11 protein-coding genes are annotated in these 12,521 nt (G+C 60.8%); 4 read left to right on the top strand and 7 right to left on the bottom strand.

What is annotated here, in order from left to right:
• Nucleotides 1-40: 40 nt before the first annotated feature.
• Complete coding sequence (gene plsB, locus TU74_RS12000; protein WP_048376652.1) at nucleotides 41-2,554, top strand: glycerol-3-phosphate 1-O-acyltransferase PlsB; 2,514 nt, start codon at nucleotides 41-43, stop codon at nucleotides 2,552-2,554.
• 93 nt (nucleotides 2,555-2,647) lie between these two features.
• Nucleotides 2,648-3,049 carry a YbaY family lipoprotein gene (locus tag TU74_RS11995; RefSeq protein WP_047277239.1) on the top strand — a complete coding sequence of 134 codons (402 nt, stop codon included), beginning with the start codon at nucleotides 2,648-2,650 and terminating at the stop codon, nucleotides 3,047-3,049.
• Nucleotides 3,050-3,105: 56 nt separating this feature from the next.
• On the opposite strand, the gene TU74_RS11990 is transcribed toward TU74_RS11995, so the two are convergent.
• Nucleotides 3,106-6,171, bottom strand: a complete 3,066-nt coding sequence (locus TU74_RS11990) for an efflux RND transporter permease subunit (protein ID WP_048376651.1) — start codon at nucleotides 6,169-6,171, stop codon at nucleotides 3,106-3,108.
• A gap of 5 nt (nucleotides 6,172-6,176) precedes the next feature.
• Entirely contained in the window at nucleotides 6,177-7,277 is a 1,101-nt protein-coding gene (locus TU74_RS11985) for an efflux RND transporter periplasmic adaptor subunit (protein ID WP_047278287.1), read from the bottom strand.
• Nucleotides 7,278-7,367: 90 nt separating this feature from the next.
• Between TU74_RS11985 and TU74_RS11980 the strand changes: the two genes are divergently transcribed.
• The gene (locus TU74_RS11980; protein WP_048376649.1) at nucleotides 7,368-8,006 is read left to right on the top strand and encodes a TetR/AcrR family transcriptional regulator; all 639 of its coding nucleotides are present in this window, start codon (nucleotides 7,368-7,370) and stop codon (nucleotides 8,004-8,006) included.
• A 42-nt stretch (nucleotides 8,007-8,048) separates the two neighbouring features.
• Here the strand turns inward: TU74_RS11980 and TU74_RS11975 are convergent, their stop codons facing one another.
• Nucleotides 8,049-8,831, bottom strand: coding sequence for a class I SAM-dependent methyltransferase (locus tag TU74_RS11975; RefSeq protein ID WP_048376647.1), 783 nt, complete (start codon nucleotides 8,829-8,831; stop codon nucleotides 8,049-8,051).
• A gap of 93 nt (nucleotides 8,832-8,924) precedes the next feature.
• Here TU74_RS11975 and TU74_RS11970 point away from each other — a divergent pair, with 93 nt between their 5' ends.
• Entirely contained in the window at nucleotides 8,925-9,545 is a 621-nt protein-coding gene (locus tag TU74_RS11970) for a hypothetical protein (protein ID WP_048376644.1), read from the top strand.
• Here the strand turns inward: TU74_RS11970 and TU74_RS11965 are convergent.
• The 4 genes from TU74_RS11965 to adk form a co-directional block, all read right to left on the bottom strand.
• On the bottom strand, nucleotides 9,542-10,411 hold the full coding sequence (locus TU74_RS11965) for a DUF72 domain-containing protein (protein ID WP_047281118.1): 870 nt from the start codon (nucleotides 10,409-10,411) through the stop codon (nucleotides 9,542-9,544). The genes TU74_RS11970 and TU74_RS11965 overlap by 4 nt on opposite strands.
• Before the next feature lie 3 nt (nucleotides 10,412-10,414).
• Nucleotides 10,415-10,711 carry a hypothetical protein gene (locus TU74_RS11960; RefSeq protein WP_047277254.1) on the bottom strand — a complete coding sequence of 99 codons (297 nt, stop codon included), beginning with the start codon at nucleotides 10,709-10,711 and terminating at the stop codon, nucleotides 10,415-10,417.
• A 211-nt stretch (nucleotides 10,712-10,922) separates the two neighbouring features.
• Nucleotides 10,923-11,600: a tRNA (adenosine(37)-N6)-threonylcarbamoyltransferase complex dimerization subunit type 1 TsaB gene (gene tsaB / locus TU74_RS11955; RefSeq protein WP_048376642.1), complete on the bottom strand. Its 678-nt coding sequence runs from the start codon at nucleotides 11,598-11,600 to the stop codon at nucleotides 10,923-10,925.
• Nucleotides 11,601-11,693: 93 nt separating this feature from the next.
• Nucleotides 11,694-12,341, bottom strand: coding sequence for an adenylate kinase (gene adk / locus TU74_RS11950; RefSeq protein WP_048376640.1), 648 nt, complete (start codon nucleotides 12,339-12,341; stop codon nucleotides 11,694-11,696).
• Nucleotides 12,342-12,521: the final 180 nt, after the last annotated feature.

The following is a 12,521-nucleotide window of genomic DNA, read 5'->3' as shown; positions in this document are numbered from 1 at the left end:
CGAGTAATCACTCGCTTTAATCCACTCATGCAGAAGCCGTATGACCCGTTCCCCGTTTCGCCGTCTTGTGTTTGGCGCCCTGCGTCGCTTGCTGTACCTGTGGGTACGCTCGGAGACCATTAATCAGTCGTCCTTCACCCTGAATCTGGACCGCAGCCGGCCGGTGTTCTACGTCCTGCAAACGCCCTCCGTTACCGAACTGGCCGTGGTCGACGCCGAGTGCACCAAGGCCGGCCTGCCGCGCCCGGTGCTGCCGGTGGCCGTCGGGCAGATGGTCGAGCCTGCCGCGTTCTTCTACCTGACGCCCGAGCCCGACTGGTTGGGCCGTCAGGACAAGCGCGGCGCTCCGCCCACCCTGACCCGGCTAGTGGACAGCCTGACACAGCACCCCGGCGAAGACGCGCAAATCATCCCGGTCAGCGTGTTCTGGGGCCAATCCCCGGACAGCGAATCGAGCCCCTGGAAACTCTTGTTTGCCGACAGCTGGGCCGTTACCGGGCGTCTGCGCCGTTTACTGCGCATCCTGATTCTGGGGCGCAAGACCCGCGTGCAGTTTTCTGCGCCCATTCACTTGCGCGAGCTGGTCGACCACAACAAAGGTCACGAACGCACCGTGCGCATGGCCCAGCGCATCCTGCGGGTTCACTTTCGCAACCTGAAAACCGCCGTGATCGGCCCCGACCTGTCGCACCGACGCAACCTGGTCAAAGGCCTGATCAACGAACCGGCCGTGCGTCAGGCGATCCTCGAAGAAGCCCAGCGCGAAAACATTTCGGCCGACAAAGCCAAGGCCCAGGCGCTGCGTTACGCCAACGAAATTGCCTCCGACTACACCTACACCGCGATCCGCTTTCTGGAAGTGGTGCTGAGCTGGTTCTGGAACAAGATTTACGACGGGATCAAGGTCAACCACATCGAAGGCGTGCAAGACGTCGCGCAAGGTCACGAGATCATCTACGTACCCTGTCACCGCAGCCATATCGACTATTTGCTGCTGTCCTACCTGCTGTTTCGCAACGGCCTGACCCCGCCGCACATCGCGGCCGGGATCAACCTCAACATGCCGGTCATCGGCAGCCTGTTGCGCCGGGGCGGCGCGTTCTTCATGCGTCGCACGTTCAAGGGCAACCCGCTGTACACCTCGGTGTTCAACGAATACCTGCACACCTTGTTCACCAAGGGCTTCCCGGTGGAGTACTTCGTCGAAGGCGGGCGCTCGCGCACCGGACGCATGCTGCAACCCAAGACCGGCATGCTGGCCATCACCCTGCGCAGCTTCCTGCGCTCGTCGCGCATGCCCATCGTATTCGTGCCGGTGTACATCGGTTACGAGCGTGTGCTTGAAGGCCGTACTTACCTGGGCGAACTGCGCGGGGCGAGCAAGAAGAAAGAGTCAATCTTCGACATTTTCAAAGTCATCGGTGCCCTCAAGCAGCGTTTTGGCCAAGTGGCCGTCAACTTTGGCGAGCCGATCAAACTGGCCGAGTTTCTCGACCACGAGCAGCCGGACTGGCGCCAGCAAGCATTGGGGCCGACGTATCGTCCTGAATGGTTGAACGCCACGACCCATCGTCTGGGTGAGAAAGTGGCGCAGCACCTGAATGAAGCGGCCGCGATCAACCCGGTCAATCTGGTGGCACTGGCGTTGCTCTCCACCAGCAAGCTGGCGCTGGACGATCGCGCCATGGCGCGGGTGCTGGACCTGTACCTCGCGTTGCTGCGTCGCGTGCCGTATTCGCCGCACACCACCTTGCCCGAAGGCGACGGACGGGCGCTGATTGAACACGTGAAGGACATGGACCTGCTGTCCGAACAAAGTGATGCCTTGGGCAAGATCCTGTACCTGGATGAGCAAAATGCCGTCCTGATGACCTACTACCGCAACAACGTCTTGCACATCTTTGCCTTGCCGTCGTTGCTGGCCAGTTTCTTCCAGAGCGCGTCGCGTATGACCCGCGAACAGATCCTGCGCTACACCCGCGCCCTGTACCCGTACCTGCAATCGGAGCTGTTTATCCGCTGGTCGCTGGACGAGCTGGACGGCGTGGTCGATCAATGGCTTGAGGCCTTTGTCGAGCAAGGTCTGTTGCGCTTCGAGAATGACGTGTACCTGCGCCCGGCGCCCAGTTCGCGGCACTTTGTGTTGCTGACGCTGCTGTCCAAAAGCATCGCGCAAACCCTGCAACGTTTTTACATGGCCATTTCGCTGCTGCTTAACAGCGGCCAAAACACCCTCAGCGCCGAGGAGCTGGAAGACCTGTGCACGATGATGGCTCAGCGCCTGTCGATCCTGCACGGCCTGAACGCCCCGGAGTTTTTCGACAAGAGCCTGTTCCGTCACTTTATCCAGACCTTGCTGGAAGAAGACGTGTTGCGACGCGATGCCAATGGCAAGTTGAGCTATCACGCGTTGCTCGGGGAGCTGGCCGAAGGCGCCGCCAAACGCGTACTGCCTGCCGAGATTCGCCTGTCGATCCGCCAAGTGGCGCTGCACCGGGCCGAAGACGCCGATGAGCAGGAGCATCCGCCGCTCTCGCTTGAGAAACACCTGTAAAACGCGGTTAAGCCTGTGCTGATGCCCTGCGCGTCACACAGGCTTGCCCTATTCACCGCATCGTCTTGATGCTTACTGAAGGGAAGCCTCTTTATGAAAAAAATCCTGATCCTCAGCCTCACGGCCCTGCTCGGAGCCTGCAGCTCCATGAACTCCACACCTCAGGCCACCCTCGACGGCGAAGTGTTCTACCTGCAACGCATCGCCCTGCCGCCCACCGCCACACTGGAAGTGAGCTTGCAGGACGTGTCGCTGGCCGACGCGCCGGCAGTCACGCTGGCCAAACAAAGCGGCCCGGTCAAAGGCCAGGTCCCGCTGCCGTTTCACTTGCGCTATGACCCGGCGAGCGTCAAACCCGGCCATACTTATGCCATCAGCGCTCGCATTGAAGACAACGGCCAACTGCTGTTCATCAACACTGAACGCAACAGCGTGGATCTCAACGCCAAAACGCTGCAGCCGCTGCGTCTGCGCGTCGATCAAGTGGCACACTGATCAACCCGCGCCAAGCCCTGCCGTACCTGACGGCAGGGCTTGTACAGCCAGGCGGGTCAGCCTTTCTTCACCCGGAACCACGCCGCATACAGGGCGGGCAAAAACAGCAATGTCAGCGCAGTCGCCACGATCAGGCCGCCCATGATCGCCACGGCCATCGGGCCGAAGAACACACTGCGTGACAGCGGAATCATCGCCAGCACCGCCGCCAGCGCGGTCAGCACAATCGGCCGGAACCGCCGTACCGTCGCCTCGATAATCGCCTGCCAGGTATCCAGCCCCGCCGCTTTGTCCTGCTCGATCTGGTCCACCAGGATCACCGAGTTGCGCATGATCATCCCCGAGAGCGCAATCGTCCCCAGCATCGCCACGAACCCGAACGGCTGATTGAACACCAGCAGGAACAGCGTCACACCGATCAGGCCCAGCGGCGCGGTCAGGAACACCATCGCCATGCGCGAAAAACTGCGCAGCTGCACCATCAGCAAGGTCAGCACCACCACGATAAACAGGGGCACCCCGGCCTTCACCGAGTTCTGGCCGCGTGTGGAGTCCTCCACTGTGCCGCCCACGTCCAGCAAGTAACCGTCTGGCAATTGAGCCCGCACCGGTTCAAGGGTGGGCAGAATCTGCTGCACCAGGGTCGCCGGTTGTTCCTTGCCATAAATATCGGCGCGCACGGTGACGTTGGGCAGACGGTTGCGGTGCCAGATGATGCCTTCCTCGAAGCCATATTCCAGCGTTGCAATCTGCGACAAGGCGACGCTCTGGCCGTTATCGGTGGGCACCGCCAGACTCGGCAGCAACGCAAGTTCGGTGCGCTCATGGGGCGTGCCGCGCAACAGGATTTCAATCAACTCGTTGTCTTCGCGGTACTGGCTGACCGTCGAGCCCAACAGCGTGCTTTGCAAAAACCGCGACAGGTGGGCAGTGCTGACACCCAAGGCCCGTGCGCGGTCCTGATCGACGTTCAGGTACACGACCTTGCTCGGCTCTTCCCAGTCCAGGTGCACGTTCACCACATGCGGGTTTTCACGCACCTTGGCCGCCACTTTACGCGCCAGCGCCCGCACCTCTTCAATGTGCTCACCGGTCACGCGAAACTGCACCGGGTAACCCACGGGCGGCCCGTTTTCCAGACGGGTGACCCGCGAGCGCACGGTCGGGAACTGCTCGTTGAGCGTATCGATCAGCCAGGTGCGCAAGCGCTCGCGGTCTTCGATGGTCTTTGCCAGTACCACAAATTGAGCAAAGCTGGCCGCGGGCAATTGCTGATCCAGCGGCAAGTAATAGCGCGGTGAGCCAGTACCCGCGTAAGCCACGTAATTGACGATGCCGGGATGGTCTTTGAGCAAGGCTTCGAGGCGCTGCACCTGTTCGGTGGTGTTGCTCAGCGACGCGCCTTCGGCCAGTTTCAGGTCCACCATCAGCTCCAGACGGCTGGAGGCCGGGAAGAACTGCTGCGGCACAAACTTGAACAGCACCACCGAGCCGATGAACAGCAACACGGTCAGGGCAATCACGGTTTTGCGGCGGCGCACGCACCACTCCACCAGGCGCCGGATCCGCTGGTAAAACGGTGTCCCGTACGGGTCGGGAGCGCCCTCGCCCGTGCCATGTCGGGCGGCATGGCGCTTCGCCAGATCCGGGAGCAACAACGCGCCCAGGTAGGGCACGAACACCACGGCCGCGATCCACGACGCCAGCAACGCAATGGTCACCACCTGAAAAATCGAACGCGTGTATTCCCCGGTGCTGGACTGCGCCATGGCAATCGGCAGAAAGCCTGCCGCTGTAATCAGCGTGCCGGTGAGCATCGGGAAGGCCGTGCTGGTCCAGGCAAAGCTCGCCGCCTTGAACCGGTCGTAACCTTGCTCCATTTTGATGGCCATCATTTCCACTGCGATGATGGCGTCGTCCACCAGCAAACCCAGCGCCAGTACCAGAGCCCCCAGCGAGATCTTGTGCAAGCCAATGCCGAAGTAATGCATGGTGGCAAACGTCATGGCCAGCACCAGCGGAATGGCCAGCGCCACCACCATGCCGGTGCGCACGCCCAGCGAGAAAAAACTCACCAGCAACACAATCACCAGCGCCTCGATCAGCACCTGCACGAATTCACCGACGCTGGTGCTCACCGCTGCCGGCTGATCCGAGACTTTGCTCAATTGCAGGCCGGCGGGCAGGTTTTTCTGGAGGCGGGAAAATTCGGTCTCCAGCGCCTTGCCCAGCACCAGAATGTCGCCGCCGTCTTTCATCGCCACGGCCAGACCAATCGCGTCCTGCCCCATGAAGCGCATGCGCGGCGCGGGTGGATCATTGAACCCGCGGCGTACATCCGCCACGTCCTCGATGCGCAAGGTGCGTTCGCCCACGCGTATGGGGAAACGCTCGATCTCTTCTACCGTTTTGAAATTACCGCTGACCCGCAGTTGCACACGCTCGGTCGGTGTCTCAAAAAAACCGGCGGTCGAGACAGCATTTTGTTCTTCGAGTGCTTTTTGTACCGCCTCCAGCGGCAGCCCCAGGGTGGCCAGCTTGAGGTTGGAGAGTTCGATCCAGATTTTTTCGTCCTGCAAGCCAAGTAATTCGACCTTGCCCACATCGTTGACCCGTTGCAGCTGGATCTGGATGCGGTCGGCGTAGTCCTTGAGCACCGCGTAGTCGTACCCTTCGCCACTCAGGCTGTAGATATTGCCGAATGTGGTGCCGAATTCGTCGTTGAAAAAAGGCCCCTGAATCCCCGGCGGCAAACTGTGATGAATGTCGCTGATCTTTTTGCGGACCTGATACCACAGCTCGGGGATTTGGTTGGAGTGCATGGAGTCCCGGGCCATGAACGTCACTTGCGACTCACCGGGGCGCGAGAACGACACGATCCGCTCGTACTCCCCGGTTTCCATCAGCTTCTTTTCGATCCGCTCAGTGACCTGACGTGACACTTCTTCTGCCGTGGCACCTGGCCACAGCGTACGAATGACCATGGCCTTGAAGGTGAATGGCGGGTCTTCGCTCTGGCCTAATTTGGTGTAGGAAAGCCCGCCAACGATGGCCAGCAGTAACATTAAAAACAGCACGATCTGGCGATTGCGCAATGCCCACGCAGACAGGTTAAAGCCCATGGGTATTACTCCTTCGCCGCGGTATTGATCGTTCGGTTGGAGCGATCAATCGGCCGGATCTCTTGCCCGTCGTGCAGCACATGCACGCCAGCCGCCACCACCCAATCGGCGGGCGTCAGCCCTTCCAGCACCGGCACACTGCTCTGGCCATACGGGCCGACCCGTACCGCCACCTGCTGCAACTTGTTGCCCTGACCCACACGCCAGACGTACGTCGCGCCGTTTTCCGCACTCAAGGCTGACAGCGGCACGGACAACGCATTCCCCCCCTCCTGCGCAATGAACACCCGCGCACTCTGGCCCAGCTCGGCAGGCACTTCGCCCGCCGTGAAGGCGATGCGCGCGGCAAAGGTGCGGGATTTGGGGTCAGCCGAGGGTGAGAGTTCGCGAATCCGCCCGCTGAAACGCTGACCGGGTTGTGACCACAGCTCAACCGACACCGGCAGCCCGATCTTGAAACGGCCGAACGCCTGCTCAGGCAGGCTGATCAACACGTCACGCTCTCCGTCGGCAGCCAACGAAAAAACGGTCTGACCGGCCGACACGACTTGCCCGACTTCCACCTGGCGCTGGGCAATCACGCCGTCTTGCGGGGCGCGTAGCACGGCGTAGCTGGCCTGATTGCTGGCCACATCCTGTTCAGCCTTAAGCTGCTGCAGCTTGGCTTCGCCCGCACGGTAGAGGTTTTCTGCGTTATCGAACTGCGAGCGGCTGACCATCTGCCGCTCCAAGAGGGTTTTGTAGCGGTCGCGCTCCGAACGCACCAGGCTCAGATTGGCCTGCGCGGCCGCCACCTGAGCGCGGGTGGCTTCCAGTTGCAGGCGAACGTCTTGGGGGTCCAGTTCGGCCAGCGACTGATTGGCCTTGACCCGCTCGCCTTCATCCACCCACCGTTTAGTGACCTTGCCGCCAATACGAAAGGCCAATTGCGGGTCAAAGCGGGCACGGACTTCGCCGGGATAACTCTGGGTGGCCACTGCCGAAGGCTGAGGTTGCACCACGATGGCGGGGCTGATGCTCACCTGAACAGGCTCCTCATGCCCGCACGCAGCTAACAAAAACACCAGACAGACAGGCACAGCGCGGGGCAAGGCATGACGCAACATGGAGACGACCTTTCGCTTATGGGGCTTGGAATATTTATACTGGCCGGCATGTTATTAATACCAAACTCACCAGTCCAGTAATAAACGGAAATGTCTGATCATCCTTTAATGCCCAATGCCGCCGGACGCCCCAAGGACATGGCCAAACGCCATGCGATCCTTGAGGCGGCCAAATGTCTTTTTTTGAGCAAAGGATTTGCCAGCACCAGCATGGACGCGGTCGCCAACCACGCCGGCGTGTCGAAATTGACGGTCTACAGCCATTTCACCGACAAAGAAAACCTGTTCTCGGCCGCGATCAAGGCCACCTGCTCCGAACAACTGCCGGACCTGTTCTTTTCATTGCCTGAGGGTGTGCCGGTCGAGCAGGTGCTGCTCAACATCGGCCGGGGATTTCATACGCTGATTAACAGCCAGGCGTCACTGAACCTGCACCGTTTGATGATGACGCTGGGCAGTCAGGACCCAAAACTGTCGAACATTTTCTTTGAGGCCGGACCGCACCGCGTGGTGCGGGAGATGGAAGGCCTGTTGGAGCGCATCCAGCAACTGGGCGTGTTGCAGTTCAACCACACCCATCAGGCGGCCGAGCACTTTTTTTGCCTGCTCAAGGGCGCGCCGAACTTTCGCGTGCTCTATGGCTGCGGCGACCCGTTGAGTCCAGAAGAAGCCGAAGCCCACGTGCAAGACGTGGTGGCGCTGTTTATGCGAGCTTACCGCCCGGATTGAGCGCCTCACGCACGCCTTCTCGCCAGCAGTGCGCTGGCGGCGTCAGGGCTTCAGGGCTTTCTTTGGGTAAATATCGTAACGGCTCGACTTGCCGTCCAGCGCATGGCTCGGCTTGGGGCCTGCGATGCAGGGCGCCTTACGCGGGCGCTTGACCACGACACGGTGGGAGGCCAGTGCCAACGCGGCCTCCAGCAGGGCTGGCGCATCGTTGTCGTCACCCACCAATGGGCGAAACAGGCGCATTTCCTTCTTCACCAATGCCGTTTTCTCACGATGCGGAAACATGGGATCCAGGTAAATCACCTGCGGCGGTTCGCCTTCCCAGTTGCGCATCACCTCAATGGAGTTGCCTTTGAGCAGCGTCATGCGCGACACAATCGGCGCCACCTCACGGTCATTCAGCCCGCGCGCCAGGCCATCTTCGAGCAAGGCACCAATCAAGGGCTGGCGCTCGATCAGGCTCATTTCGCAGCCAAGGCTGGCCAGGACAAACGCGTCCTTGCCCAGCCCTGCCGTGGCGTCCAGCACCCGCGGCCGCACGCCCTGCTGGATGCCCACCGCCTTGGCGATCATTTGCCCGGTGCCGCCGCCAAACAAGCGTCGGTGCGCCGCGCCGCCTTCCACGAAATCAACCCGCACCGGGCCGGGTGCATCCGGCCCCAACTGCTGCAACTGCAAACCCTGGGCCGACACTTGCAGGGCGAACTCGGCCTGCTCCTGGCCCATCGGCAAGCCAAGGCGCCCGGCCCACTGCTCGGCCAAGGCTTGAGACCCCTCGTCCAGTGCCTCGACGATGATGCGACAGCCCGCTGTTTGCTCACTCATTTAAAAACACGCTCAAAAATTTAATGATCGGCAAACGCTGCCGATAAATGAAATATCCGGCATTTTGCCAGACCCGGGCGTCGACCGAGAGCTATGTCAGACATTCATTCCACATCGATAGGCTTTATCGCGCCCATTGGCGATTTTGGCCGTCACAATTCGCAAGTCACAGGCAGCGTCAATCACCTGTGGAAGGACTTCTACGCCCAGGCATTGGTCGAGCAGTCCGGCACTGACGAGTTTGTGGTGCTCGACACCGAGCCGCTTGAGGTGGAGGAAGACGTCGAGCCGCGCGGTGGTAGCGACCTGCTGAGCCACATCGTGACGCAGCGCCATTGCGAGGTGAAAGACACCGAATTGCGTCCGCCTGAAGCGCTGTTCTTGCCGATCGCCGAATTCGAGCTGGATTTGCTGCCGCCCATTGCCAAGCCCTATCCGCCGGATGAGCTGTTTGCCCAACAGCATCAACAAGACTTCGACAGCCACTGGGTGCGCCCACTCGTGATGGCGGCCGGTCATCCATTGCCTGAACCGGGCCCGGCCCCCGCGCCGCGTCCGTTGCACCTGCCGATTGCCGAGTTCGAACTGGACTTGCTGGACAAGCCCGCCGAACCGTTCGATGCCATGACGCTGATCGAGCAACAGCGGGCCATGGACTTCGATCTGGCGTGGGCACGCCCGCTGATCGTTAACAACCTGCGCCTGGCGGCTTAAAGCAGCCCCAGCTGTTCGGTGGTTTGCGGGGTATACAGCGTGGGCAATGCCGGCAAGCCCGGTAAACGTTCGCTTAATTGCGCGTGAAAACGCCGCGCCAGTTCAGGCGCCAAGTGATTGTCCGGCGTATGAAGAAACACATAGGGCGTGCGCCCCTCCTCGATCCAGCCCGCCACCTTCTCAATCCACGGCACTAAAAACTCATCGTTGGCGTGCAGCTCAGGCCGACCAATAAAGCGCACCTGTGGGCATTGGGTAAACGCTGCCGGTCGGGGCGGCACGCGGGGCTTTTTCGATTGCGCGTCAAGCACCGCTGGGTCGGTGGAGGTGCAACTGAACAGCGCGCGTGAATCAAGACAGATGCGTTCCACGCCCCGGTCCATCAACACCCGATTGAGCACCCGCTCCGCGTCGCCCCGGTCAAAGAACGCCGGATGACGCACCTCCACGGCCAGTGGCCGCTCCAGCGCATCTATAAAGCCCACCAGCTCGGCGAGCCGCTCAGGGCCGAAGCTCGCAGGCAATTGGAGCCACAAAGGGGCGACACGCGCCCCCAGGGGCCGCATGAGCTGCAAGAAGGCGTCGACGGCAGGTTGTTGGGTGCGCAAATCACCGCCGTGGCTGATCTCACGTGGCAACTTGGCGGTAAAGCGGAAGTGTTCGGGCAGGCTCTGCGCCCAGCGCTCGACAGTGCTCGGCTTGGGGTTGGCGTAGAACGTGGTATTGCCTTCGACCGCATTGAACACGTGGGCGTACAGGCTGAGAAATTGCGAGGATCGGGCATTCTGCGGGTACAGGCCTTCGCGCCAGGAGTGATCACTCCAGGACGGGCAACCGAGGTAATACGGGAGTAAAGGGTGGGTCATGGCTCAAATGTACAGGTCCAGCCCCAACACTTCGGTGTCCCACTCAACAAAACCGGCGGTGGTCAGGTAGCTGGTCAGGGCGCTGGCGACTTTTCTGTTCATCACCCGCTGAAAAATCATGTCTTGCTGACGCGCAGGCACTTGGCTGACACGTTCGCCCGAGGACGAGGCACGGGAAGGTTGCGGCGCGTTTTCAAAGACGATTTCACTGTCTTCCACCGACTCGTCAACCAGCGCATTGCCTTTACGCGGCTTGCGCTTGATCGGGTAGGACTGTGAGGAAAAGCCGTCTATACGCATGGCTGCAAGCTCGGTAGCAATGATGGCAATTTAGCGGCACCGGCCGAACTAAGCAATTGCCCAAGTGAACACTAGACTGCAAAACCCTGAAAAGGTTTAAAGCCTGCTGTCAATCAGTGTAGATGCTGGCGAGGCGGGCATAGGCTGCGCGCCTATCGGAGGGGCCGGGCGGGTGCTGTACACCCGCTCGCAGTGCAAAGGAGCGAACCGTTCAGGGGCGGGCTTTGGGGGTCGCGACTTTGTCGCGCAGGTACACCGGCTGCGCCTCGTCGGCAACGATAGCTTCGCCACGAGCCCAGGCAAAACGGGCCAGGGTCAGCAGGTCTTGCGCGTGTGGCAACATGCCCGCCTCCAGGGCGTACGGCGTGGGGTTCAGGCGCTCGGCATAGCCCCAGCCGGTGCCCGCGCCAAACCAGTCACCGCTGGCGTCTTCAGGCAGTTGCGCGGCTTCAGGCGCCAGCACCGCTTCAGCCCCCACCAGGCGCATCTCACCCGCGTCTTCGCGGTAGCAGCCCCAATACACCTCGTCCATGCGCGCATCGATCGCGGCCGCGACCTGAGTAGCGCCATGCTCACGGTGGGCACGCTGTGCCAGCACCGCGAGGTTGGAAATCGGCAACACCGGGCGTTCCAGTGCGAAGGCCAGCCCCTGGACCACACCAATGGCAATCCGCACACCGGTGAACGCACCCGGCCCGCGACCGAACGCAATGGCGTCGACCGCCGACAGTTCAACCCCCGCATCAGCCAGTAAGGTCTGGATCATCGGCAACAGCTTTTGCGCATGCAGGCGCGGGATCACCTCGTAGTGGCTCGTGACCTTGCCATCGTGCAGCAAGGCAACAGAGCAAGCTTCAGTCGCGGTATCCAGGGCCAGCAAGGTGCTCATCGGTGTTCCCGTCAGAATCAGAATTAAAAAAGTGCCGCAGTATAAACAACAACAGCCCGCAAGCGGGCTTGTTGTATCAGAGCAAATCGACGATCAGCTCAATGCTGCAAGCACCTTGGCGGTGATGGCTTCAACCGAACCCACACCTTCAACGTAGCTGTACTTCGGCTTGCCGTTGGCAGCGGACAGCTTCTGATAGAACTCCACCAGCGGCTTGGTCTGCGAGTGGTAGACCGACAGGCGATGACGCACGGTTTCTTCGGTGTCGTCTTTACGCTGAACCAGGTCTTCACCGGTCACGTCGTCTTTACCTTCCACTTTTGGCGGGTTGTAGACGATGTGGTACACACGGCCCGACGCTTCGTGAACACGGCGGCCAGCAATGCGCTGAACGATTTCTTCGTCTTCTACGGCGATTTCCAGCACGTGGTCCAGTTCAACACCGGCTTTGACCAGGGCTTCAGCTTGCGGAATGGTGCGCGGGAAGCCGTCGAACAGGAAGCCGTTTTTGCAGTCTTGCTGGCTGATACGCTCTTTGACCAGGTTGATGATCAGGTCGTCGGAGACCAGGCCGCCGCTGTCCATGACGCTCTTGGCGATCAGGCCCAGCTCGGTTCCGGCCTTCACAGCTGCGCGCAACATGTCGCCTGTGGAGATTTGCGGGATGCCAAATTTTTCAGTGATGAACTTTGCCTGAGTACCTTTACCGGCCCCGGGAGCTCCCAGCAGAATGACGCGCATCGATGTGCTCCTCAAATTTTTTATTTAAATGACAACAGACTCGCCTCTTTGGGCCAATCTCAGAATCGGGTGATGGCCATCAAAATGGCCAAGGGCTGACCAAGATACACAGCAGGCCCGGCCCACACAAGACAGCAAAAGTAGGAATAATCAGAGCCTCATACGCCCTTGCGACGGGGT

This window comes from Pseudomonas lundensis (assembly GCF_001042985.1).
In the GTDB taxonomy this organism is placed as follows: domain Bacteria; phylum Pseudomonadota; class Gammaproteobacteria; order Pseudomonadales; family Pseudomonadaceae; genus Aquipseudomonas; species Aquipseudomonas lundensis.
This window is presented reverse-complemented; position numbering and strand designations above follow the sequence as displayed.